This window comes from Streptomyces sp. NPDC032721 (genome assembly GCF_055579625.1).
Genome location: NZ_JBVIMX010000015.1, coordinates 38,979 through 61,188 on the forward strand (window position 1 = coordinate 38,979; position 22,210 = coordinate 61,188).

General features: G+C 71.8%; 21 protein-coding genes. 7 read left to right on the plus strand and 14 right to left on the minus strand.

The window, feature by feature from the left end; translation table 11 throughout:
- Nucleotides 1-152: 152 nt before the first annotated feature.
- Nucleotides 153-1,148: a DedA family protein gene (locus ACZ5PB_RS28680; RefSeq protein WP_468694990.1), complete on the minus strand. Its 996-nt coding sequence runs from the start codon at nt 1,146-1,148 to the stop codon at nt 153-155.
- A gap of 146 nt (nt 1,149-1,294) precedes the next feature.
- Nucleotides 1,295-2,053 carry a MerR family transcriptional regulator gene (locus ACZ5PB_RS28685; RefSeq protein ID WP_468694992.1) on the minus strand — a complete coding sequence of 253 codons (759 nt, stop codon included), beginning with the start codon at nt 2,051-2,053 and terminating at the stop codon, nt 1,295-1,297.
- Between the two features lie 123 nt (nt 2,054-2,176).
- Between ACZ5PB_RS28685 and ACZ5PB_RS28690 the strand changes: the two genes are divergently transcribed.
- Nucleotides 2,177-2,893, plus strand: a complete 717-nt coding sequence (locus ACZ5PB_RS28690) for a bleomycin resistance protein (RefSeq protein WP_468694994.1) — start codon at nt 2,177-2,179, stop codon at nt 2,891-2,893.
- 27 nt (nt 2,894-2,920) lie between these two features.
- On the opposite strand, the gene ACZ5PB_RS28695 is transcribed toward ACZ5PB_RS28690, so the two are convergent.
- The 3 genes from ACZ5PB_RS28695 to ACZ5PB_RS28705 all read right to left on the minus strand — a co-directional run bounded on the left by ACZ5PB_RS28695 (nt 2,921) and on the right by ACZ5PB_RS28705 (nt 5,999).
- A complete protein-coding gene (locus ACZ5PB_RS28695; protein ID WP_468694996.1) occupies nt 2,921-3,445 on the minus strand; it encodes a DinB family protein in 525 nt (174 codons plus the stop codon).
- Between the two features lie 111 nt (nt 3,446-3,556).
- Nucleotides 3,557-5,014 (minus strand): aldehyde dehydrogenase family protein, encoded by a 1,458-nt coding sequence (locus tag ACZ5PB_RS28700; protein ID WP_468694997.1) that lies wholly within the window; start codon nt 5,012-5,014, stop codon nt 3,557-3,559.
- Between the two features lie 121 nt (nt 5,015-5,135).
- Nucleotides 5,136-5,999, minus strand: coding sequence for a helix-turn-helix domain-containing protein (locus ACZ5PB_RS28705; protein ID WP_468694999.1), 864 nt, complete (start codon nt 5,997-5,999; stop codon nt 5,136-5,138).
- Nucleotides 6,000-6,306: 307 nt separating this feature from the next.
- Between ACZ5PB_RS28705 and ACZ5PB_RS28710 the strand changes: the two genes are divergently transcribed.
- On the plus strand, nt 6,307-6,786 hold the full coding sequence (locus ACZ5PB_RS28710) for an ATP-binding protein (RefSeq protein ID WP_468695000.1): 480 nt from the start codon (nt 6,307-6,309) through the stop codon (nt 6,784-6,786).
- Nucleotides 6,787-6,819: 33 nt separating this feature from the next.
- On the opposite strand, the gene ACZ5PB_RS28715 is transcribed toward ACZ5PB_RS28710, so the two are convergent.
- Nucleotides 6,820-7,062 (minus strand): DUF397 domain-containing protein, encoded by a 243-nt coding sequence (locus ACZ5PB_RS28715; protein WP_468695002.1) that lies wholly within the window; start codon nt 7,060-7,062, stop codon nt 6,820-6,822.
- A 319-nt stretch (nt 7,063-7,381) separates the two neighbouring features.
- Between ACZ5PB_RS28715 and ACZ5PB_RS28720 the strand changes: the two genes are divergently transcribed.
- Nucleotides 7,382-7,921, plus strand: coding sequence for a hypothetical protein (locus tag ACZ5PB_RS28720; RefSeq protein WP_468695003.1), 540 nt, complete (start codon nt 7,382-7,384; stop codon nt 7,919-7,921).
- A 1-nt stretch (nt 7,922) separates the two neighbouring features.
- On the opposite strand, the gene ACZ5PB_RS28725 is transcribed toward ACZ5PB_RS28720, so the two are convergent.
- The 5 genes from ACZ5PB_RS28725 to ACZ5PB_RS28745 all read right to left on the minus strand — a co-directional run bounded on the left by ACZ5PB_RS28725 (nt 7,923) and on the right by ACZ5PB_RS28745 (nt 13,996).
- Nucleotides 7,923-10,148, minus strand: coding sequence for an FUSC family protein (locus ACZ5PB_RS28725; RefSeq protein ID WP_468695004.1), 2,226 nt, complete (start codon nt 10,146-10,148; stop codon nt 7,923-7,925).
- 100 nt (nt 10,149-10,248) lie between these two features.
- On the minus strand, nt 10,249-11,457 hold the full coding sequence (locus tag ACZ5PB_RS28730) for an ABC transporter permease (RefSeq protein WP_468695303.1): 1,209 nt from the start codon (nt 11,455-11,457) through the stop codon (nt 10,249-10,251).
- A gap of 32 nt (nt 11,458-11,489) precedes the next feature.
- Nucleotides 11,490-12,236: an ABC transporter ATP-binding protein gene (locus ACZ5PB_RS28735; RefSeq protein WP_468695006.1), complete on the minus strand. Its 747-nt coding sequence runs from the start codon at nt 12,234-12,236 to the stop codon at nt 11,490-11,492.
- Entirely contained in the window at nt 12,233-13,333 is a 1,101-nt protein-coding gene (locus ACZ5PB_RS28740; RefSeq protein WP_468695007.1) for a peptidoglycan-binding protein, read from the minus strand. Before ACZ5PB_RS28740 ends, ACZ5PB_RS28735 begins: the two co-directional genes overlap by 4 nt.
- Entirely contained in the window at nt 13,334-13,996 is a 663-nt protein-coding gene (locus ACZ5PB_RS28745) for a hypothetical protein (protein ID WP_468695008.1), read from the minus strand.
- Nucleotides 13,997-14,129: 133 nt separating this feature from the next.
- Here ACZ5PB_RS28745 and ACZ5PB_RS28750 point away from each other — a divergent pair, with 133 nt between their 5' ends.
- Genes ACZ5PB_RS28750 through ACZ5PB_RS28760 form a run of 3 tightly spaced genes read left to right on the plus strand, consistent with a single transcriptional unit; the run spans nt 14,130 to nt 16,893 of the window.
- Nucleotides 14,130-14,846 (plus strand): response regulator transcription factor, encoded by a 717-nt coding sequence (locus ACZ5PB_RS28750; RefSeq protein WP_468695010.1) that lies wholly within the window; start codon nt 14,130-14,132, stop codon nt 14,844-14,846.
- Nucleotides 14,847-14,851: 5 nt separating this feature from the next.
- Nucleotides 14,852-16,339, plus strand: a complete 1,488-nt coding sequence (locus ACZ5PB_RS28755) for an ATP-binding protein (RefSeq protein WP_468695012.1) — start codon at nt 14,852-14,854, stop codon at nt 16,337-16,339.
- On the plus strand, nt 16,336-16,893 hold the full coding sequence (locus ACZ5PB_RS28760) for a GerMN domain-containing protein (protein ID WP_468695013.1): 558 nt from the start codon (nt 16,336-16,338) through the stop codon (nt 16,891-16,893). The genes ACZ5PB_RS28755 and ACZ5PB_RS28760 overlap by 4 nt, the downstream gene beginning before the upstream one ends.
- 43 nt (nt 16,894-16,936) lie before the next feature.
- On the opposite strand, the gene ACZ5PB_RS28765 is transcribed toward ACZ5PB_RS28760, so the two are convergent.
- The 3 genes from ACZ5PB_RS28765 to ACZ5PB_RS28775 form a co-directional block, all read right to left on the minus strand.
- Nucleotides 16,937-18,163, minus strand: a complete 1,227-nt coding sequence (locus ACZ5PB_RS28765) for a DUF2786 domain-containing protein (protein WP_468695015.1) — start codon at nt 18,161-18,163, stop codon at nt 16,937-16,939.
- An 86-nt stretch (nt 18,164-18,249) separates the two neighbouring features.
- Entirely contained in the window at nt 18,250-19,089 is an 840-nt protein-coding gene (locus ACZ5PB_RS28770; protein ID WP_468695016.1) for a nitrilase-related carbon-nitrogen hydrolase, read from the minus strand.
- A gap of 242 nt (nt 19,090-19,331) precedes the next feature.
- Nucleotides 19,332-20,294: a hypothetical protein gene (locus ACZ5PB_RS28775; RefSeq protein ID WP_468695018.1), complete on the minus strand. Its 963-nt coding sequence runs from the start codon at nt 20,292-20,294 to the stop codon at nt 19,332-19,334.
- 184 nt (nt 20,295-20,478) lie between these two features.
- Here ACZ5PB_RS28775 and ACZ5PB_RS28780 point away from each other — a divergent pair, with 184 nt between their 5' ends.
- Nucleotides 20,479-22,176, plus strand: a complete 1,698-nt coding sequence (locus tag ACZ5PB_RS28780; protein WP_468695020.1) for a bifunctional 3'-5' exonuclease/DNA polymerase — start codon at nt 20,479-20,481, stop codon at nt 22,174-22,176.
- The last annotated feature ends 34 nt before the right edge of the window (nt 22,177-22,210 follow it).

Sequence of the window (22,210 nt, forward strand, 5' to 3'; positions counted from 1 at the left end):
TTCTGGGCACCGGGGGGGATGGCCCTGGTGGGGAGGGGAAGCGGAGGGGGGTTTTTGGGGTTTTGGTGGGGGGGGAGGGGGGGGGGGGGCCTTGTTCTCCCCCCCCGCCCCTTCGTCGTGCGTACTACGTGCTGCGCCGTTCGTGCTGCCGGTTACCGCTTGGCGTGACGACCGCGCTGCGGCGGGGCCGGGGGCTGCTGGTTCGGCTGGTGGGGCTGGTTCGGCTGGTACGGCTGATCCGCCGGGTAGGGCTGGTCTGCCTGGTAGGGCTGGTCCGCCGAATTGGGCTGGTGCGCCAGGTGCGGCTGGTGCGGCTGGTGCGCCGAGTCCGGCCGGTAGGGCTGGTCCGCCTGGTGCGCCGAGTCCGGCCGGTAGGGCTGGTTCGCCTGGTGCGCCGAGTCCGGCCGGTAGGGCTGGTTCGCCTGGTGCGGCTGGGGCGCCGGGTAGGGCTGGTGCGGTTGGTTTGGGGCGTGCGGGTGCTGTTGGCTGCCCTGGGTGGTGTCCTCGGTGGGCTTCGGGCCCGCCTTCTTGGACTGGCTGCGGGCCTTCAGCACCTCGATCACGATCGGGATCACCGAGATCAGCACGATGGCGATCAGGATGTACTCGATGTTCTTGTGGACGAACTCCACGTTGCCGAGCGCCGCGCCCAGCAGGGTCACCCCGGCGCCCCACAGGACGCCGCCGATGATGTTGTACGTGATGAACGTGCGGTAGTTCATCTTGCTGACGCCGACGATGATCGGCGTGAAGGTGCGCACGATCGGCACGAAGCGGGCCAGAATCAGTGCCTTCGGGCCGTGCTTCTCGAAGAACTCGTGGGCCTTCTGGACGTTCTCCTGCTTGAAGATCTTGGAGTCCGGGCGCCGGAAGAGCGCCGGGCCGACCTTCCGGCCGAAGAGGTAGCCGACCTGGTCACCGATCACCGCCGCCAGCACGATCAGCAGGCAGAGCAGCCACAGCGGGGTGTCCAGCTTGTTGGTGGTGACCAGCAGGCCGGCGGTGAAGAGCAGGGAGTCGCCGGGCAGGAAGAACCCGATGAGCAGGCCGGACTCGGCGAAGACGATGGCCAGCAGTCCCCAGAGGCCGAACGTGTTCAGCAGATAGTCCGGGTCGAGCCAGGCCGGTCCTAGCGCAAGCGTATTCACGAGTTCCGGACTCCAGGTCTGATCGTCTGCGGTGGGCGGGCCAAAACTACCAACGCGCGTGAGGGGGTACGGGTTCCCCCGGTTCCCTCAAGGGTGCCCTGCCCGCAGACCAACGCAAAGCGCCCTGTCCTGTTCTCGCTCCCCGGTTACAGGTGGCGCAGGGCGTTGGCCAGGATCGCGTCGCGCAGGTATACGGCGAGACCGGGACGGATCGCCTCGTAGGTGGCGGTGAAGCGTTCATCGGCCACGTACATCTCGCCGAGGTTCGCGTGCATCTCGTGCGAGCAGTCGTAGTGGTCGCTGGCGATGACGAGGCGGTGCTCCTCGGCGGCGTCCATCGCCTCGGCCGAGTCCGCCGGGACCCCGGCCGCCATCAGGGCGGCGATCTTCTGGTGCGAGGCGTTGAAGCGGTCGGTGACCCGCTGCCAGTCCTCCTTGGTGTAGTTCACGGTGATGCGCTGCGACTGGCGCCACTGCTCGGTGCCGCCCCAGCGCTGCTCGGCCTCCTGCGCGTACTGGTCGGGGTCGAAGTCGCCGAAGACCTCGAACTTCTCCTCGGGCGTGAGGTTGATGCCCATCTTCCTTGCCTCCATCGCGGTTTCTACGGCGGCGGCCATCTCCTGGAGCCTGCTGATCCGCTCGGACAGCAGCCGGTGCTGGCGCCGCAGGTGTTCCCGCGGGTCCGCTGCCGGGTCGTCCAGGAGGGCCGCCACCTGGTCCAGAGGGAAGCCGAGCTCCCGGTAGAACAGGATCTGCTGCAGCCTGTCCAGGTCCTCGTCGCTGTAGCGGCGGTGTCCCGCGCTGCTGCGTCCGCTCGGCGAGAGCAGGCCGATCGCGTCGTAGTGGTGCAGGGTCCGTACGGTCACTCCCGCGACCTCGGCGACCCGTCCCACGGCGTGGCTCATGGCTGTCGGCTCCCTCTCTTCGGTACGTCCCTCAGCATGTGTCCTCACGTCGCGTGAGGTGCAAGCAGAAGAGTCCGGCCGATTCACGGGCAGCATTAGTCAAAGTTGACTAGAGTGGTGGGCATGGCCGACAAGACAATTCCGCTGCTGCCCTGCCAGACCATCCAGCCGGTCGTCGACTTCTACACCGCGCTCGGCTTCGAGACGACGTTCCTCCAGAAGAGCCCCTATCCGTACGCCGTGGTCGAGCGCGGCGACATCGAGCTCCAGTTCTTCGCGATGAAGGCCTACGACCCCGCCGGGTCGTTCTCCGGCGCCTACGTGCTCACCGACGACGTGGAGGGCCTGTTCGCCGCCTTCAGGGCCGGGCTGAAGGAGTTCTACGGGAGGATCCCCGCGCGCGGCCTCCCGCGCATCGGGCCGCTCAAGGACATGAGCTACGGGGTGCGGCAGTTCCTGATGACCGACCCCGGCGGCAACTCGATCCGGATCGGGCAGCCGATCAGCGAGGACCCGAGCCACCGCCCGCCGCCCCGGGAGACCTTCGCCAAGGCGCTGCACATCGGGGCGCTGTTCGTCGACTCCAAGGAGGACCTCCCCGGGGCCGCCAAGGTCCTCGACCGCGCACTGGCGGTCGAGGACGAGACGCCGACCGCCGGGCAGCTCGTACAGCTGCTGGTGCTGCGGGCCGACGTCGCCCAGCGGCTGGAGGAGCCGCAGCGGGCCCGGGAGCTGCTGGCGCGGGCGGCGGGCGTGGTGCTCACCGATGCCGAGCGGGAGGGCGTACGGGACGACCTGCGGCGGGCCGAGGAGCTCGGGGAGGCGCTCATCGGCCCGTAAGTGGCCGGGACCGAAACCGACTTGGCGTTACTCGCCGAGTTCGTAGGAGTTCTTGCCGTCCAGGGTCTCGCGGATGATGTCCGCGTGGCCCGCGTGCCGGGCGACCTCGGTGATCAGGCGCAGCAGGACCCAGCGCAGCGTGACGTCCTCCTTGGGGAACCAGGGGGCGTCCGGCAGCGAGAAGCTGGTGTCCAGATCGGTGGCGCGGGCGAACTCCTCGCCCTGGCGCGCCACTTCGGCCCACGCGGCGAGCTGACCGGCGACCGTCTCGCCCTTCTCGGGGACGAGCCGGAAGCTCTCGTCCCAGTCCGCCTCGGTGCGCTGGAGCGGGGCGATGTCGCAGCCGGCCAGGTTGAACCAGTTCTGCTCCACCTCGGTGAGGTGCTTGAGCAGGCCGGAGAGGGAGAGCTCGCTGGCGCTGGGCTTGGTGGCCGCCTGCTCGTCGCTCAGTCCGCGCAGTGCGTTGCGCAGACCGGCGCGCTGCTCCTCCAGGAAGGCCAGGAGGGTGGAGACCTCGTCGGTGCAGTTCTCGGCGCTGACGTGCAGGACCATGACGGCCGCCCTTCGGTGAACGGATCCTCGGTGGAAACGGTGGGAACAAGGACTACGTTAGGGCGGCTTGCGGACAACTGCTGTCCGCAATGCGCGGCCGGCAGGGGAACTTCAGAAGGGGAATTCCGAGCGGCCGTGCTGGATGGAGATCCACTTGTGGGTGGTGAAGACCTCCACCGTGGATTCGCCGTTCATCCGGCCGATGCCCGACGCCTTCTCGCCGCCGAAGGCGACCAGCGGGTCGTCCTGGATGGTCGAGTCGTTGATGTGCATCATTCCGGTGTCCACCCGCTGGGCGAAGCGGACACCGCGTTCGACGTTGCCGGTGTGGACGGCGCCGGACAGGCCGTACGGGCTGTCGTTGGCGATCCGTACCGCTTCGTCGTCGCCCTCGAAGGGCAGCAGGAGGGCGACGGGGCCGAAGATCTCCTGCTCCAGGATGGGCGAGCCCTCGGGCAGGCCGGTCAGCACCGTCGGTTCCACGAGGTTGCCGCGCGTAGCACCCCGTACGAGAGCGGTCGCGCCCTCGGCGAGGGCCGTGTCGACCAGGCCGGTGAGGGCGTCCGCGTGGAAGGTGTTGATGACGGGGCCGAGCTGGGTGGCGGGGTCGGCCGGGTCGCCGGTGCGCAGGGTGCGGACCTTGGCGACGAACTTCTCGGTGAACTCGGCCTCGACGGCGCGGTCGACCAGGATCCGGTTGGCGGCCATGCAGACCTGGCCCTGGGAGACGAAGCGGCTGAAGACGGCCGCGTCGACCGCGTAGTCGACGTCGGCGTCGTCGAGGACGGCCAGGGCGCTGTTGCCGCTGAGGGAGAGGACCGCGCGCTTGAAGCGGGCGCCGGCGACGGCGGCGACGTGGCGTCCGGTGCGGTCCGAGCCGGTGAAGGCGATGACCTTGGGGACGGGGTGCTCCAGGAGCGCGTCGCCGATCTCGGCTATGTCCGTGATCAGGACGTTGAGGAGGCCTGCAGGCAGGCCCGCGTCCTCGAAGAGGCGGGCGATCAGGCCGCCGCCGACCACCGGGGTGTTCTGGTTGGGCTTGATGACGACCGCGTTGCCGAGGGCGAGGGCGGGGGCGGCGGCCTTGATGCCGGTGAGGAAGGGGAAGTTGAAGGGGCTGATGACGCCGATGACGCCGACCGGCAGCCGGTGCACCCGGTTCTCCTTGCCGGGCACCGGCGAGGCGAGTATGCGGCCCTCGGGCAGGGTGGCCAACTGCGTTGCCTCGCGCAGGAATTCCATCGCGAGCCGGACCTCGTAGGTCGCCTTCACGACCGTGCCGCCGACCTCTTCGGTGATCGCGGCGACGATGGCGTCCTCGCGCGCCTCGACCAGGCGCAGCACCTTCTCCACGACGTCGCGGCGGGCGTACGCGTTGACGGCCGCCCACTCCCGCTGGGCGCGCTCGGCGGCGCGGTAGGCGTCGTCCACCTCCGTGGTGGAGGCGACGGTGATCGCGGCCAGCTTCTCCCCGTTGTACGGGTTGAAGTCGATGATGTCCCACGAGCCGCTGCCGGTCCGCCACTCGCCGTCGATGTACTGGTGGGCCAGGTCGGTGAAGAAGGACATGCGATCCCTTTGGTCTACCACTGCCGTATCCCCGTATGCGTCCCCGCGTGAGCCTCCGTGTGAGTCTCTGTGACGTCTGATGTTCGCGGGGAGGCTGAGGTTCCGTCAATGTTCATGTGGATCAGGTCAGTTGGAGGAGTCCGCGAAGGACGTCCCGGGTGGCGGAGGGGCTGGGGCAGTCCTCCTGGAGGCGGTTCATCACCCGTTCGTACTGGGTGACCTCCTCGCGCTTGTCGAGGTAGAGCGCGCTGGTCAGCTGTTCCAGGTAGACCAGGTCGGAGAGGTCGGACTCCGGGAAGCGCAGCAGCGTGAACGCGCCGCTCTCGCCCGCGTGGCCGCCGAAGTTGAAGGGCATCACCTGGAGCGTGACGTTGTCCCGCTCGGAGATGTCGATCAGGTGCTGCAACTGCCCCCGCATGACCTCCCGGTCACCGTACGGACGGCGCAGCGCGGCCTCGTCGAGCACGGCGTGGAAGTGCGGGGCCCGCTCGGAGACGAGTGCCTTCTGCCGCTCCAGGCGCAGGGCGACGCGGCGGTCCACCTCGGCGGCGGTGGCGTGCGGGATGCCCCGCGAGACGACGGCGTGCGCGTACGACTCGGTCTGCAACAGGCCGTGGACGAACTGGACTTCGTAGATCCGGATGAGCGAGGCCGCGCCCTCCAGTCCCACGTACGTCTGGAACCAGCCGGGCAGTACGTCGCCGAAGCTGTGCCACCACCCCGCGAGGTTCGCCTCCCTCGCCAGCGCGAGCAGTGCGTCGCGCTCCGCTCCGTCGGTCACCCCGTAGAGCGTGAGGAGGTCCTCCACGTCCCTGGCCTTGAAGCTCACCCGTCCCAACTCCATGCGGCTGATCTTCGATTCGGATGCACGGATCGAGTAGCCGGCCGCCTCGCGGGTGATGCCGCGCGATTCGCGCAGGCGCCTGAGCTGAGAGCCCAGCAGGATGCGCCGCACCACGGATCCGCTCGACTCGCCTGCGGTCACTTCTCCGGCCCTCCCTCTCGGTCATCTGTGCGCGAGGCCCTCCCCCAGGGTCCCGAGGGCCGAAGTCTGCCATCAAAACGCTTCTCCCCGTACTCATTCGGTTACGGAAATGGCAGGGGTGTGAAAGTGGTTCGAGGAAGAAATGAGCAAGAAACGGCACTCTGTTGTTCAAGTCCGGCGCGTGCACGTGCATCTGCCCTTGCATCTGCTGTGCGCATTCGGAACCATGGTCCGCGCGCACGTATGACCACCCACGCATGTCCACCGCTGTTTCTCGCCGCGACCGCGACACCCGGGAGTGCCTCGCATGGGGACGAATGGATCGACCATGCTCGTGCCGTTACGGCAGGGCCTGCCTCCCATCGACCCCTCGTCGGTGTCGGGATCGGCGTCCTGTGCGCTGCCCGCGAGATACGAAGCGGTGGGCGGGGCACGGAAGTTCACCAGGTCCACGCTCTGTCAGTGGCGGCTGGAGAACCGTTTCGACGATGTCGCGCTGGTGGTCTCGGAACTCGTCACCAACGCGCTGCGGCACGCCTCCCCGGCCCGCGAGAGCGATCCGCCGGTGCGGCTGCACCTGATGCACTGGGACTCACGGCTGGTGTGCGCGGTGCGCGACCCCAGCCTGGCGGGCCCCACCGTGCGGGACAGCGACGACTTCTCGGCCGAATCCGGGCGGGGGCTCTTCCTGGTGGACTCGTTCAGCGACAGCTGGGGGTGGCACCCCCTGGCCGGAACGCTCAACGGAAAGGTCGTGTGGGCGCTGTTCCGCCTCGGCGGCGAGTGAACAGCCCCCTGCTGAACAGCCTCCTTTGAGCGGCTAGTTGCCCGCCGTCAGGTGGTCGAACTCGCCGTCCTTGATGCCGAGCAGCATCGCCTCTATCTCCGCCGGCGTGTAGACGAGGGCAGGACCCTCGGGATGTCGCGAGTTGCGCACCGCCACATTCCCGCCGGGGAGCTTCGCGAACTCCACGCAGGATCCCTGCGAGTTGCTGTGCCTGCTCTTCTGCCAGACCACCCCGTGAAGCTCTGTGGCCGCCATGCCGTTGTATGCGTGGTGCACAGGTCGCTCCCGGAAGTACTGGTGTCAACTGCTGGCGTCAACTGCTGGTGTTCACCGTTCGCGTTCACCGCTGTTGCTGTCATTGGCTGTCGAACTGTCAACTGACCCGGATCATAGCTGCGTTCATCTGCCGATGCATGGGCAGATGCACGTGCACGCGGGGTGGCCTCTTGACTACAGAATCGGTTGGCCGTAAGGGCAGCGTGCCGACGTGCTGCTCCGGACCTGCTTCACGTCCTCACTTCTTCGTCTAGACGCCCTGGTAGCTTGACGCGTTCCTTCCACAGACCAACGGTCCGACCAACATGGGGAGTCTGGAGTGCATCAGCACATACGTACCGTCGCCGGGACGGCCGCGCTCGCGGCGGCACTGCTGCTGACCGGGTGCAGCAGCGACGGCGGCAAGGACGACAAGGCCAAGCCCACGGACGGCGCGGCGAGCGCCGGGGCCGGTGCGAGTGCCGGTTCCGGCCAGGGTTCGGGCGATCCCAGCGCGCCGCCCGCCGGGGACGCCGGGGCCGGGGACGTCTCCGGCTCCTGGACCGCCACCTCGAAGGGCAAGCTGGTCGTGCTGACCATCCAGGGCGACATGGCGGGCATCGCGGGCGAGAGCCTGTGCACGGGCCGGGTGGCCCGCCAGGGTGCGGTCACGCTGGACCTCAAGTGCCCCAACGGCAACACCGACCGGGCCAAGGGCGCGGTGACGGCGAGCGGTGACGGCAAGACCCTCACGGTGAAGTGGGAGGGCAGCGGCATCGAGGACAAGTTCACCAAGGCGGCGGGCGGCGGCCTGCCCGAGGGCGTGCCGACGGACTTCCCGTCGGGGCTGCCGACGCCGCCGAAGCTGCCGGGTTCCTAGCTCATACGGTGGTTCTGCGGGCCGCGCTCCCCTTGGGGCGCGGCCCTTCCGCGTCGAGGGCGTCGGTGAGTTCGCCCAGCGCTTCGAGGAGGAGCCCGGCGCCCTTGCGGACGACCTTGGCGCCGCTGGTGGTGTCCTCGGAGTCCCAGCCCTCCAGTGCGGCCCGGAAGGCGTCCCACCGGGGTGCGCGCCGCTCGCGCACGGCGCGGGCCGCCGTGTCGACGTCGCTGCGGAGTGCTTCGGCGAGGGTGGCCGCCGCGGGCACCGGGCTGGTGTCGCGGGCGGGCAGATGGGCCTCAAGGAGCATGGCCACGCGGGCGAGCTGGGCCAGCGCGTCGGGGGCGTCGGCGGCGGCGGAGCGGGACAGGCCGCGGTGCCTGACGGGCTCGTTGGCGGCCCGTTCCACGGCGTTCTGCCAGGCGACGCGGGCCTCCCGGGTGCCGAGGAGGGCCTCCCGTACGGCATCGCCGGGAGCGCCGGCCGGATCGGCGTACCGCTGCAGGACGGCGGAGGCGTACCGCCCGTCGGCCACCAGCCAGTCGGCGAGACGGGTGCGCAGCCGTGGGGTCTCCCAGGCCGGGTAGACGGCGTACGCCAGCATCGCGAGGAGGCCGCCTGCCAGGGTGAGCACGATGCGCTCCGGGACGGTCTGGGTCCACTGGAGGCCGCCCATGCCGAGCAGGAACACCACGTACGCGGCGACGCAGACCTGGCTGACCGCGTACCCGGTGCGCATCAGCAGGAACATCAGGAACCCGCAGCAGACGGCGAGCGCGGCGGACAGCTCGACGCCCGGGTGGGCGAGCTGGACCAGGACCGAGGCGAGGGTGACGCCCAGGAGGGTGCCGCCGAAGCGGGCGACGGCACGGGAGTACGTCTGCGAGAAGTCGGGCCGCATGATCATCACGGCGGCCATCGGCGCCCAGTAGCCGTGGCCGAGCGGCAGCCACGTACCGACGAGGTAGCTGGTGGCGCAGACCACGGACACCCGCAGGGCATGCCGCAGCACCGGGGAGCCGCCGCGCAGTTCGCCGCGCATCGCACGCACGGCCACCGGGACCAGTTCGAGGACGGTCGGGCGGTGCAGGTGGTCGTCGGGGGTGTCGCGGTGGCCGGGGTGCCGGGAGAACGGGTGGGCGACCTTGCGGGCGGCCTGCCGGGCGGCGCTCTGGGCGGCCCGGACGGCGGTGCGGTGCTCGGGGCTGTCCGACTCCGGGGCGCGGCGCCGGCTGTTGGTGCTGCCGGCGCCCCTGGCGGTCTCGACGACGTCGCGCAGCAGGGTGATCAGGCGGGCCTCCGCGCGGCGGGCGGGCCCGGTCAGGACGGCGCCCTCCTTGGGTACGGCGAGCACGGCGGTGGCGGCCGGGGACATGGTCACCGGCTCGCCGTGCCGGACGGCGCGGGCGGCGGCGTCCAGCGTGGACGCGGCGGCGGCCAGCAGCTCGTGCACCCGGGCGCGCTCCTCGCCCTCCGCCGGGACCCCGAGGGCCGGGTCGGCGAGCGAGGCGAGCACCGGGCGGATGCGCTCGGCGAGGCCCCGGGTGCCGTGCAGCTCGGCGGGGCGGCGGCGGGCCTGGCGGGGCGTGATGGCGGCGGCGGCGCGGGCGTTCATCAGGGGCTCGGGGTCGAACGGGGCGACGGGGTCGTGCCGCAGCCGGCGCGCGTAGTCGGCCTCGGCGGCCAGGGCGTCGGCCAGTGCGTCCCGCTGGGCGCCCCAGCGGCGGACGGGCAGCAGCACGATCAGCGCCGCCTGGACGATCCCGCCGAACATGATCATCGCGGCGTGGCCCGCGGCGGCCGGGACGGAGGTCGGGAGGGTGACGGTGATCAGCATGATCGCCACGTTGGAGCCCGCGATCAGCCCGACGGTGGGGCCCACGGCCCAGGCCATCCCCGCGAGGAAGGTCCAGAGCGCGAGGAGGCAGATGAACAGGGCCAGGTGGGCGCCGGTGAGGTAGCCGATGAAGGTGGAGACCGCGAGGCTGGCCCCGGAGGCCAGTGCCAGCACGGGCCGGGTGCGCCAGCTGCGCTGGAAGGTGGCGATGGCGGCCTGGAACGCGCCGAACGCGGAGCTGACCGCGACGGCGGGCCCGAAGAGCTGGAGGCTGACGCCGACGATGAGCGCAAGACCGAGGGCCGCCCGGGCGGCGATGAGGGGTTCGAGGCGCTTGCGCTCGACGGTCAGGCCCGAGCGGGCGGTGTGCTTCAGGGCCTTCAGCCAGCTCATGGGTCGAGGGTATCGCCGTGAGCTCAAAGTGGATCAAGTGGATCAATGGGGCGGATCTCCCCGGGGTCACGCCGGGAGCCACCCGGGGTCACGCCCGGGGCTACGTCGCGTTCAGTGCCACCGTCGGGTGCAGCCGGGCCGCCCGGACCGCCGGGTACAGGCCCGCGGCCACGCCGATGAGGAGGGTGGCACCGAGACCGCCCGCCAGGGACCACGGCGGGACCACCGCGATCCAGCCCTGGGCGTACGCGAAGGCGTGGGTCGCGGCAGTTCCCAGTACCGCGCCCGCCGCCCCGCCGAGGGCGGAGAGCAGCAGCGACTCGGTGAGGAACTGGAGCCGGACAGCGCCCTTGGTCGCGCCCAGCGCCCGGCGCAGGCCGATCTCCTGGCGGCGTTCCAGTACGGAGATGACCATGGTGTTGGCGACGCCCACCCCGCCGACCAGCAGGGCGACCGCGCCCAGGCCGAGCATCAGGGTGGTCAGGCCCTTGTCGGTGGCGGCCTTGGCGGCGAGGGCGTCGGAGGGGCGGGAGACCTTGACGCCGGCCTCGTTGCCCGGGTTCACGGTGCGGGCGAGCACCGCCCGTACGTCCTCCACCGAGGCGTCCGTGGAGCGCTCGAAGACCGTGCTGGGGTGGCCGTCGAAGTGGAAGTACTTCTCGGCCGCCGGGAAGCCGACCATCGCCACCCGGTCCAGGTTGGGGACCAGTTCGATGGGCCCGAGGATGCCGACGACGACCACGTACTCGTCGTTCATCATGATCTTTTCGCCGGGCTCGGTGATGCCGAGGCGTTCGGCGGCGACCGCGCCCAGCACGGTGACCGGCAGGTCTTCGCTGGCGGTGTTGAGCCAGACGCCCTTGGCCACGCGCGCGTTGAGCGCTTCGAGGAGGTCGGGGCGGGCCGCCTGGGTGGTGACGCCCGCGGTCCGCTCCTCGGGGACGACGTCGCTGCGGCGGATACGGGCGTCGACGTCGGCGGTGGCGGTGGCGTGTTCGACGGGGCCGATGCGCTCGACCATCGCGACCGCCGTCTTCGGCAGCTTGATGTCCTGGCCGAGGGCGTCCTTGCCGCTCTCGGCGGTCAGGAGGTTGGTGCCGAGCCGGTCGAGCTGGGCCATCAGGTCGGCGCGGCTCGACTCCGAGAGGCCGACGACGGCGACCATCGTGGCGATGCCGATCGCGATGCCCAGCGCGGACAGGACGACGCGGGCGCGCCGGGCGCGCAGACCGACCGCGCCGACGCGCAGGACGTCGCGGGGGCCGAGGCGGGCGGGCTTCAGCGTCATGCGCGCGCCGTTCGGCGTCATGCGCTCGCCCTTCGGCGTCATGCGCTCGCCGTTCATCGACGTACCTCTTCGGGATGTGTACGGGGGACGGCGGGCGTACGGGAGTCCGCGACGACCTCGCCGTCGCGGAAGCGGATGCGGCGCGGCAGCGAGTCGGCGATCTCGTTGTCGTGGGTGATGACGCAGATGGTGGTGCCCGCCGCGTTCAGCTCGTGGATCAGGTCCATGACGATCTCGCCGGACGCCGTGTCGAGGGCGCCGGTGGGTTCGTCCGCGAGGAGCAGGGTGGGGTCGCCGACCAGGGCGCGGGCGATGGCCACGCGCTGCTTCTCGCCGCCGGAGAGTTCGCCAGGGGTGTGGTCCAGGCGGTGGCCGAGGCGGACCCGCTCCAGGGCCACGCGCGCGCGTGCCCGGCGTTCCCTGAGGGGTACGCCCGCGTAGAGGAGGCCGTCGGCGACGTTGTCGACGGCGTCGCGGCCGGCCGCCAGGTGGAAGTGCTGGAAGACGAAGCCGATGTGGCGGACGCGCAGTGCGGACAGCTGGGCGTCGGTCAGGTCGTTGACGTCGTACCCGGCGACGCGGACGGTGCCGGTGGTGGGCTTGTCCAGGGTGCCGATGACGTTCAGCACGGTCGACTTGCCGGAGCCGGAGGGGCCGACGACGGCGACCAGTTCGCCCCGGCGGACCGTCAGGTCCACGCCGCGCAGGGCGTGGACCCCGCCGGGGTAGGACTTGGTGGCGGCGCGGAGTTCGACGACGGGGGGAGCGGGGGCGGAGTGTGCGGGGTCTGCGGCGCTCATTGCTTCGCCACTCCCACCTTCAGGCCCTCGCGCAGGTCCGGGCCGCTGACCTCGATCCGCCCGTCGGCGGTCATGCCGGTCTCGACGCGCACCATCCTCGACGTACCGCCCTGGACCAACTGGAGTCCGTAGCCGCCGCTCTCGCCGCGCAGGGCGACGATCGCCTCGACCGGGACCGCCAGCACGCCCTTGCGGCTCTCGCTGACGAACTTCACGCTGGCCGACGCCCTGGCGTCCTCGCCGGACGCGGCCGAGGCACCGCCGTCCAGGACGACCTCGACGGTGATGCCGTTCTGGCCGCCGCCAGAACCATTGGCGCCCCCACCGCCCGCCGCCTCCGCGCCGGAGTCCTCGGGACGCACCGTACCGGCGACCCTGCCCTTGACTGTCCTGCCGCTGGGCAGCGTGACCTCGACCTTGGTGTCCTTGGTGGTGAGCGCGGTGTCGCCCTGGTCGAGCTGCGCCCGTACGACCGGCTTGGTGGAGGCGACGGTCAGGACGGTCTTGTCCGCGCCGACCTGGTCGGCCAGTGCGGCGTCCGCCGAGACGACCTTGACCCGGCCCGGCTGGAAGACCACGTCGCCCCTGCCGACCCGGCCCGTGGTCTCCCGGTTGAGGGACTTCTGCCACTGCTTGACGGCGGCCTCGGTGGCCTTGTCGTAGCGCACGTCGACGTACAGCTTCGCGCCGTACCCGAGCGCCCGCAGATTGCGCTCCAGCTGGAGCACGTCACTGCCCCGGTCGCCCGCCTTCATCTCGCGGAACATCGGCACCGGCCCGTAGAGCAGCGTGACGGGCTTGTCGTTCAGCTCGTACAGCGCCTGGCCCGCGGTGACCGTCCTCCCCTCGACGGCGGCGACGGTGACCGTTCCCTCGACGGCCGCCCTGACCGCGCGGCGCTGCGCGAAGTCCAGCTTGCCGTCGACGGTCTTGGACTGCACGAGGTCGGTGCGGGTGAGGGGCGCGGTGGCGGACGGCAGGCTGCTCCCGCTGTCCGCGCCGGTGTCACCGCCGCCGTTCAGGAGCGGGAGGGCGGCTCCCGCGGCGGCGAGGACTGCGACCGCGCCGAGCGTGACGAAGACGGTGCGACGCTTCATCTACTGCATCCCGTCCAGGCCGTCGAGGAGCTTGGTCGTGCACGCCTCGCGGGCCTGCTTGTACGCCGGGGACTTGCGGTCGAAGGACGGATTCGTCGGGTTGGGGTCGCCGCCGGGCATCACGTTGCCGCCGGACATGACCGGGTTGGTGAACTTCGATACGCCGTTCTCCCGCATGCACTTGGCGTGCGCGAGCATCGACTCGTAGTCCTTCTGCGCGTCGCGCCGGGGCTCCTGCTTCATGGCCTCGGACATCTCGGGGCCGCAGGCGCCGTTCTTGCCGCCCTTCTGCTCCTCGCCCTTGCCGTTCGGGTCGGTGATCGCGTCGATCTTCGGCCAGTCGAGATACCCGCTCAGCTTGGGGTCCGGGAAGTCCTTGACGCCTCCCTTGGTGCGCATGCACTGGACGTACTTCAGCTGGGCGTCGAAGAAGGCGCTCTTCCCGGCGGCGGGCTGCCCGCTCTTCTGCCCGCTCTTCTCCGGGCCGCTGTCCGCACCGTCCGCGCCGCCCTTCGACGCGGTGTCGGCCGGGGCCTCGGGCACGGAGGCGACGTCGTTCTTCCCGGGGGCGTCGGCGCCCCCGCCGCAGGCGACGGTGAGCGCGAGCACCGGCGCGGCCACGAAGGCGGCCAGTCGCATGCGGGAGATGTTCGAAGTGATCATGGCAGCACTGTCGAAGCGCCACATGATGAGCCTTCCATGGCCACATGATGAGAACGTAACAATGCCCCCGGCCTGCGAGTTCGCCGATCGTGGAGACGCCCGAGCGGCCCACCGGCCGCACATAATCGACCGCATGCCGCATGTACTTCTCATCGAGGACGACGCGTCCGTACGGGACGGAATGGAGCTCGTGCTGCGCCGGCACGGGTACGGCGTCGACACGGCCGCCACCGGCGAGGAGGCCCTCGCCCTCCTGGCGGGCCCCGGCGGCGACAGGGTCGAACTGGCCGTGCTGGACCTGATGCTGCCGGGCATGGACGGCTTCGAGGTGTGCCGCCGCATCCGGGCGCGGACCACCGCCCTGCCGGTGATCATGCTGACCGCCCGGGGCGACGACCAGGACATCGTGGACGGGCTGGGGGCGGGCGCCGACGACTACGTGGTCAAGCCGGTCACCGCGCCCGTACTGGAGGCGCGGATCAGGGCGGCGCTGCGGCGCGCGGAACCCTCCATGGCGGCGGCGGATCCCGGGCAGGGCCCCGGAGCCGGTGCCGCGGGCCTGGCCGGGCTGGTGATCGACCGCGCCGGGCTGACCGTCACCAAGCACGGCACCCCGGTCGCGCTGCCGCCCACCGAACTGCGCCTGCTGCTGGAGCTGTCGGCCTCGCCCGGCCGGGTCCTCAGCCGCGAGCAACTCCTCGAATCCGTCTGGGACCACAGCTTCCTGGGCGACTCCCGGCTGGTGGACGCGGCGGTCGGCCGGCTGCGCGCCAAGCTGGAGGACGTCCCCGCCAAACCCCGCTTCGTCCAGACGGTGCGCGGCTTCGGCTACCGCTTCGGACCGGTGTGACGGGGGTGCAGGAGGCAACGGAGCCCAGCCCTCGTGCACGCGCGCGTGCGACCGCCCGGCGGCGGCTGTGGGTCCTCGGAGGGCTCCGGACCCGGCTGCTCGTCGTGTTCGTGCTCGTCGCGCTCGTCAGTGCGGTGACGGCGACCGCCCTCGCCTACCGGGAGTCCCGTACCGCCGTGCTCAAGCGCGCGCAGGACTCCTTCGTCACCGACTTCCGCGAGCGGGTCGGCCGGGTCGCGCCCGACTTCGACATGCCGCCCGACACCCGCTCGCTCGCCCGGCTCGCCGGCTCCGTCAGCGACGGGCTGGGCGGTGCGCCCCTGGTCATCACCCGTTACCGGGACCTCAAGGCCGTCTCCGACACCACGGCCGACGAGAGCCGCGTCACCCCCGAGCTGCGCGCCGCCGTGCGCGGCGGCGAGACGCTGCGCTTCCAGCGCGTCACGTACGACAACAGGCCCTATCTGGTCGTCGGCACCCCCGTCACCTTCGACGACGGGCGCACCTCCGGCCTGGAGGTCTTCGCCGTCACCAGCCTGCTCCCCGAGCAGGAGGACACCACCGCCCTGCTGGACGCGGTGCGCGACGGCATCCTCCCGGTGGTGGGCCTCGCCGCCGTACTGGCGCTGCTGGCCGCCCGTACCGTACTGCGTCCCGTACGGGAGCTGGGCCGGGCCACCCGGTCGCTGGCCACCGGGGAGCTGAGCACCCGCGTCGAGGTGCGCGGGCGCGACGAACTCGCCGAGCTGGCGCAGGACTTCAACACCACCGCCGACGCCCTCCAGACCTCCGTCGGGGAGCTGCGCGCGCAGGAGGAGCGGGCCCGCCGGTTCGTCGCGGACGTGTCGCACGAGCTGCGCACCCCGCTCGCCGCGATGACCATGATGGCGACCGTGCTCGACGAGGACGCCGACCAACTGCCCCCGGACGCCGCCCGCGCGGCCCGCAGCGTGAGCGCCGAGACGGCCCGGCTGGCCCGGCTGGTCGAGGACCTGATGGAGATGTCCCGCTTCGACTCGGGCGCCGCCGCCCTCACTCTCACCGAGTTCGACCTCGGGGAGGCGATCCGCGCCACCCTCTCGATGCGCGGCTTCGCCGGGCGGGTACGGACCCAACTGCCCGAAGGAGTACGACTGGTGGCCGACCGGCGGCGCCTGGACGTAATGGTCGCCAACCTGGCCGGCAACGCCCTGCGGCACGGCGCCCCGCCCGTCACCGTCGTACTGTCCCAGGACTTCGAGGGGGTCACGGTGGAGGTCGCCGACCACGGCCCCGGGCTGCCGCCCGAGGTCATCGGGCACGTCTTCGACCGCTTCTACAAGGCCGACAGCGCCCGCACCCGCTCCGAGGGCAGCGGCCTCGGCACCGCCATCGCGCTGGAGAACGCCCGACTGCACGGCGGCACGATCACCGCCGCCAACCGCCCGGAGGGGGGCGCCGTGTTCACGCTGCGGCTGCCGTACCGGTCGCTGCCGACGGAGGACGAGAAGTGACCACAGGAGTACGGAAGTCCGCACTCAGGGGCGGTGGGACGGCCCTCACCGCCCTCGCCGCCCTCGCCGCTCTGGCCGTCCTCGCCCTCGCGACCGGCTGCGGCGTCCGGCCCACCGGCGTCATAGAGGGCGGCGAACCCGCGACCGGCCTCACCAAGTCCCTCCGTATCTACTACGTGCGGGACGGCCGCCTGGAGGGCGTCACCCGCCCCGACGTCAAGGTGGAGAAGGGGTTCCAGGAGGTCATGAAGTTGCTGATGGCCGGCCCTCCGGCCACCGAGCAGGGGCGCGGACTCACCACCCTGGTGCCGCAGGAACGGTTCGAGGTGACCGGCTCCGGCACCCGCCTCACGCTCTCCTCCCCCGTCGCCACCTTCTCCGGCGCCCGCGCCCAGCTGTCGAACGGGCAGTGGGTGTGCACCCTGGCCCGCGCGCAGGCCGCACTCGACCCCTCCGTACGCCCGGACGACGTGCAGGTCACCCTCGACGGGGCGGACGAGGCACCGCTCGGCCCCTACCTCTGCTCGTCCTTCATGAGCGCCGGACCCCTGTGAACACCCTCGGCGGCCTCCGTCACTCGCCGGGCCACTCGCCGGGTCACTCGCCGGGACGAAGCGGCTTGCGCGCCTTCGGCATGCTCGCGCTGTCCGCCGCCGCCGTCCCGTGCTCCCACCCCGCCAGGTCGGTCACTCCGCGCACGCGCGTGGCCGTGGTCTCGGGGAACATCCGCTCGGCCCGGTCGGTCACCGCGACGTCCCTCGCGGCGAGCACCGGCAGCAGCGACCCGTCGGCCCCCTCCGCCCCGTCCGCGACGTGCTCGGTGGCCTCGACCAGCCGGGTGCCGAGCCTGCTCGCGTACGCCGTCAGGAACGACTGCCGGAAGGACTTGGTCCGCTTCCTGCCGCCGGCCCGCTGCTGCGCCTCGGCACGGGTCATGGCGGCGGTCCCCTGCACCAGCAGGGAGGTGTAGAGCAGCTCGACGGCCCGCAGGTCCCCCTCGAATCCGACCACGGTGGAGAACCCGAAGGCGCTGTTCCAGACCGCCCGGCACCGGTTGGCGGTGGCGACGGCGTCCAGCAGGATCGCCTTGGCCGTCTCGTACGGGGCGTCGACCCCGATCCGGCAGGCCCCCGGCGCGTCCGGGTGCGCCCCCTGCGCGGCGAGCACGGCCTCGTCGATGCTGTGCCGGGCCATCAGCTCCTGCGCCTTCTCGGTGAGCGCCTCGGCCTCCTGCGGGTACTCGGTCGCCTCGGCCTTCGCCAGCAGCCCCCGGATCCGCGTCAGTACGCGCGGCTCGTCGTGCGTCACGACCTGCTGCCGCAGCGGTACGGAGTCCCCGGGCGCGGGCCCCACCGGCTCGATCCCCGGCAGCCGCACCAGCAGCCGGAACAGCTCCAGTACGGCGGTGGCGAGCGCGAACCGGTCGGTCCGCTCCCGCCGCACGAGCCAGTCGCCGTACTTCTCGTCGCTCCCCCACGGCACGGGCCCGGCCACCCCGAGCTCGCGCAGCTGCGCCGCCCAGCGGTCGGGCACGCGCGCGTAGCGCCGGTTCTCGGCGGCGATCAGATCGACGAGCAGCCCGAGGCCGAGGTGCCGCTCCGCCAGGTCCCTGCGCACCAGCCGGACCACGTCGGCCGGCTGCCAGCCCCGCTCCCAGCCCCGCCGCACCAGCTCCTCGCCGCGCCGCAGCAGCTCGCGCCCGGCTTCGTCCCAGGGGGCGGCGGCGAGGAGCGAGGCGCCGAGGTCGAGCCCGGCGTCGCCCTGTGCGTACACGGCCGCGGCGACGGCCTTCTCGACCTGCTCGGCCACTGGCGACTGTCCCACGGGGGTGCACTCCTCGTTCCGCGCGTACTTGAACCTCAACCTTCAAATGGTCGCAGCACGCGCGGCACCCGCGGCGGGCACGTCGGTCAGCTGTCCCCGCCCTCGTCGATCAGCCGTCCCACCTCGCGGGCCACCAGCCCGAGCCTGGCCTCCGCCACCAGCGGCACGGCACGGCGCTGCCGCCTGGCCTCGCTCACGTCGAGGTCGGCGGTGACGAGCGCGGACTCCCACTTGGGTGCCTGGGCGACGACCATCCCGCGCGGGTCGACGACGCGGGAGCCGCCCCAGAAGGAGGCCCCGTTCTCGCTGCCGACCCGATTGACGAAGACGACCCAGCACTGGAGCATGCGCGCGGTGTACGACAGGAGGCTGTCCCAGTAGAGCCCGGTGTCCATGGACTCGGGGTCGAGGGAGGCGGCACTGTTCGCGGGTACGACGACGACCTCCGCCCCGTCCTGGACGGCGATCCACGGCAGCACGGGCTGCCAGGCGTCGTTGCAGACCAGCGTGGCGGCCCGCCCGCGCCCGCCCGGCAGGTCGTAGGCGCGCAGCGACTGCCCGGGACTGACGTGCTTGCGCTCCTCCCAGGCGAGGTAGTTGGGGAGGTAGAGCTTGCGGTGGGCGTGCACGAGGGCACCGGCCGAGTAGTAGGCGGAGGTGTTGTACGCCCGCATGCTGGTGTACTCGTGGAAGCCCACGACCACGTCCGCACCGAGCGTGCCCAGCTCCATGAGCCGGGGATCGCGCGCCTCGACGGAGGTGTCCTGACGGAGGGCACCCAGGTGGTACCCGTGCACGCTGAGCTCGGGAAAGACGACGAGGTCGGCCCCCTGGGCAACGGCCTGCCGGATCTGATCCCGGGCCTCTTGCAGATTCGCCTCGACGTCGCCGAGAACGCAGTCGGTCTGTGCCAGTGCCACTCGCATGCGACCGAGCCTGCCAGGGGGAGCACGGGTCGGCATCCGGAGCGAGGCCCGGCACGCCTCCTGCCACGCGCGTGCACGTAAGCGACTCCCGCACGCGCCTGGCGAGTGCTGACTCCGGCATGCGCGTCCCGCACACGCGTGCACGCGCCCGCGCCAGTCACCACTCCCCCACACGCGCCCGCGCCGGAGCACGACTCCCGCCAGCGCGTCCCGCACACGCGCCCGCGCGCCAGGCGCGACCGCTACACGCGGCCCTTGCGCCGCACCACCACCACTGCCGCCGCACCCACGAGCACCGCCGCACCGCCCACGATCCCCACGACCGGCAGCGCACCGGACGTCCCGGTGGACGCGAGGTTCCCGGTGGCGGCCCCGCCCCCGGCGTCGTTCGCCCCGCCCAGTTGCGCGTCCGGCGCCCCGGAGGGCGAAGGCGCGGCGCTCGACGGGGCAGCCGTCCCCGTCGGCCCCGGCTTACCGGGCCGGTCGGTGGCGGTGGCTTTGGCAGTGGCAGTCGGCTTCGGCCCTCCGGTCGGCCGCCCGGTCGGCTTGCCGGACGGCTTCCCCGTGGGCTTCCCGGTCGGCTTCCCCGACGGCTCCGGCTCCGGCTCCGGCTTGGCCCCGGCCTGCTGGATCCCGAATCCGTCCATCCACCCCGCGTTCCCCCTGCAAGGAGTCGTCTCGCCGGTGTGCGGGTTGGTGTAGACGTCATCGACGTACGCGGAAATCGCCGCGTCCGCGTTGTCGATCACCTCGGGCACGTCCGCCGTGACGCGCAGCCGCATGTCCAGCTTGACCGTCTCCTTCGGCTTCAGCGGACCCAGAGCCTCCAGTTCACCGCCACGGCCTGCCATGGCGACCCACTTGCCGGTCGCCCGCGACTTGTACTCCAGGTTGAGGTAGGGCCCGGGCTGGTCCTCGCCATTCTCCGTCTGACGGAACAGCGACAGGTTCCAGGTGACGCCCGTCAGCTCGGTGGCCGCCGTGCTGGAGACCGAGACCTCGAAGGGCTGCCAGGCACCGCCGCCCACGACAGGCCCTTCGATGTCCGACACGAACGTCTTGATCAGCTTCTGCTCGTACCCGCCGCCCCCGGTGGAAACGTCGTAGCACGAGGGCAGGTCACCGGCGGCGTGCGCGGCGGGAACCGCGAGGGCGGACAGCGCGACCGTCGCGGTCGCGGCAGCCAGGACATGACGGAGGTTCATGGGGGGCTCCTCTTCCGGTACAGCGGGCTCACCCCAATGTGACCTGTGGGGTACGGGAGTGGTTGTGCGCCACGAGCGGCGGAAAGTGTGCCGATCACGTGAACCCACACCAGCGGCCCCACCCATCCGCCCCGCCCGGCGGACCGAAGCGCCGTTGTCAGACCCCCCTGCCACACTCACACTCATGAACGACCGGTGGGCCATCGCCTCTACGGAAGGCGGCGGAGCAGCCCTGGTCCCCCTCACCCGGGACGGCCGCCCCGCCAGTGAGACGCGCCACGAACCGGACCTCGCGGAAGCCGTCCGCTCCCGCCCCGAGGTCGGCCGCTGGGTCTGGCGCTCCACCGCCGAGATCTACCCGCGCCTGCTCGCCGCCGGTGTCCGCGTCGACCGCTGTTACGACATCGAGGACGCCGAGCTCCTCCTCCTGGGCCACGCGGGCCGCTGGGGCGAACCCCGCTCGGCGGCGGCCGCGTACGCCCGTCTCCGCCACCTCCCCGTGCCGCCCGATCCCCCGCAGCGCGCCGCCGAGCCCGGCTCGCAGTCCTCCCTCTTCGAACCGCAGCCCGTCCACGTCCCCTTCGACGCCCTCCTCCAGGTGTACGAGGACCAGGTCGCGCGGCACGACACGGCCGAACTCCCGGGCCGGATACGCCTGTTGACCGCCGCCGAGTCGGCCGGGATGCTCGTCGCCGCCGAGATGAACCTGTCGGGACTGCCCTGGCGGGCCGACGTCCACCGCTCCGTTCTCGACGAACTCCTCGGCGAGCGGTACGCGGGCGGCGGCGACCCACGCCGGATGGCGGAGCTGGCGGACCGGGTGTCGGAGGCGTTCGGCCGCCGGGTCAGACCCGAGCTGCCCGCCGATGTCATCAAGGCGTTCGCCCAGGCCGGTATCAAGGTGAAGTCGACCCGCCGGTGGGAGCTGGCGGAGATCGACCACCCCGCCGTCGAACCCCTCATCGCCTACAAGAAGCTCTACCGGATCCAGACGGCGCACGGCTGGGGCTGGCTCCAGGACTGGGTGCGCGACGGCCGCTTCCGCCCCGAGTACCTGCCGGGCGGCACGGTCACCGGCCGCTGGGTGACCAACGGCGGCGGCGCTCTCCAGATCCCCAAGGTCATCCGCCGGGCGGTGATCGCCGACCCGGGCTGGCGGCTGGTGGTGGCCGACGCCGACCAGATGGAGCCGCGCGTACTGGCCGCGATCTCCCGCGATCCGGGCCTGATGGAGGTGGCAGGACAGCCCGGCGACCTCTACAAATCCGTCTCCGACCGCGCCTTCTCCGGCGACCGGGACGCCGCCAAGATCGCGATCCTCGGCGCGATATACGGCCAGACCTCCGGCGACGGCCTGAAGAACCTGGCCGCCATGCGCCGAAGATTCCCGCGTGCCGTGGCGTACGTCGACGACGCGGCACGCGCGGGCGAGGAGGGCCGTCTCGTACGGACCTGGCTGGGCCGCACCTGCCCGCCCGCACCCCGGTCCGGCGACGACGACGGAGAAGCGGGCATCCCGCAGGAGGAAACCACCGAACCCACCTCCTCCGACGGCGAGTTCACCCCCGGCTACGCCTCGCGCGACCTGCGCGCCCGAGGCCGTTTCACCCGTAACTTCGTCGTGCAGGGCAGCGCGGCGGACTGGGCCCTGCTGATGCTGGCGGCGCTCCGGCAGTCGCTCCACACCGCCGGCATGAAGGCCGAACTGGTCTTCTTCCAGCACGACGAGGTGATCGTGCACTGCCCTGCGGAGGAGTCGGAAGCCGTCGCGGAAGCAATCCGCGCAGCAGGCGAACTGGCCGGCCGAATCGCCTTCGGCGAAACCCCGACGCGCTTCCCGTTCACGGTGGCGACGGTGGAGTGCTACGCCGACGCCAAGTGAGCCGGCGGCCGAAGGGCCCAGGAGGCCCCGGCGT

What these genes read in the sequence shown, in the direction of transcription:
- ACZ5PB_RS28685 (WP_468694992.1), bottom strand. Translation starts at nt 2,053, where the DNA reads ATGAGCCACGCCGTGGGACGGGTCGCCGAGGTCGCGGGAGTGACCGTA.
- ACZ5PB_RS28690 (WP_468694994.1), top strand. Translation starts at nt 2,177, where the DNA reads ATGGCCGACAAGACAATTCCGCTGCTGCCCTGCCAGACCATCCAGCCG.
- ACZ5PB_RS28695 (WP_468694996.1), bottom strand. Translation starts at nt 3,445, where the DNA reads ATGGTCCTGCACGTCAGCGCCGAGAACTGCACCGACGAGGTCTCCACC.
- ACZ5PB_RS28700 (WP_468694997.1), bottom strand. Translation starts at nt 5,014, where the DNA reads ATGTCCTTCTTCACCGACCTGGCCCACCAGTACATCGACGGCGAGTGG.
- ACZ5PB_RS28710 (WP_468695000.1), top strand. Translation starts at nt 6,307, where the DNA reads ATGGGGACGAATGGATCGACCATGCTCGTGCCGTTACGGCAGGGCCTG.
- ACZ5PB_RS28725 (WP_468695004.1), bottom strand. Translation starts at nt 10,148, where the DNA reads ATGAGCTGGCTGAAGGCCCTGAAGCACACCGCCCGCTCGGGCCTGACC.
- ACZ5PB_RS28730 (WP_468695303.1), bottom strand. Translation starts at nt 11,457, where the DNA reads ATGACGCCGAACGGCGCGCGCATGACGCTGAAGCCCGCCCGCCTCGGC.
- ACZ5PB_RS28735 (WP_468695006.1), bottom strand. Translation starts at nt 12,236, where the DNA reads ATGAGCGCCGCAGACCCCGCACACTCCGCCCCCGCTCCCCCCGTCGTC.
- ACZ5PB_RS28740 (WP_468695007.1), bottom strand. Translation starts at nt 13,333, where the DNA reads ATGAAGCGTCGCACCGTCTTCGTCACGCTCGGCGCGGTCGCAGTCCTC.
- ACZ5PB_RS28745 (WP_468695008.1), bottom strand. Translation starts at nt 13,996, where the DNA reads ATGATCACTTCGAACATCTCCCGCATGCGACTGGCCGCCTTCGTGGCC.
- ACZ5PB_RS28750 (WP_468695010.1), top strand. Translation starts at nt 14,130, where the DNA reads ATGCCGCATGTACTTCTCATCGAGGACGACGCGTCCGTACGGGACGGA.
- ACZ5PB_RS28770 (WP_468695016.1), bottom strand. Translation starts at nt 19,089, where the DNA reads ATGCGAGTGGCACTGGCACAGACCGACTGCGTTCTCGGCGACGTCGAG.
- ACZ5PB_RS28775 (WP_468695018.1), bottom strand. Translation starts at nt 20,294, where the DNA reads ATGAACCTCCGTCATGTCCTGGCTGCCGCGACCGCGACGGTCGCGCTG.
- ACZ5PB_RS28780 (WP_468695020.1), top strand. Translation starts at nt 20,479, where the DNA reads ATGAACGACCGGTGGGCCATCGCCTCTACGGAAGGCGGCGGAGCAGCC.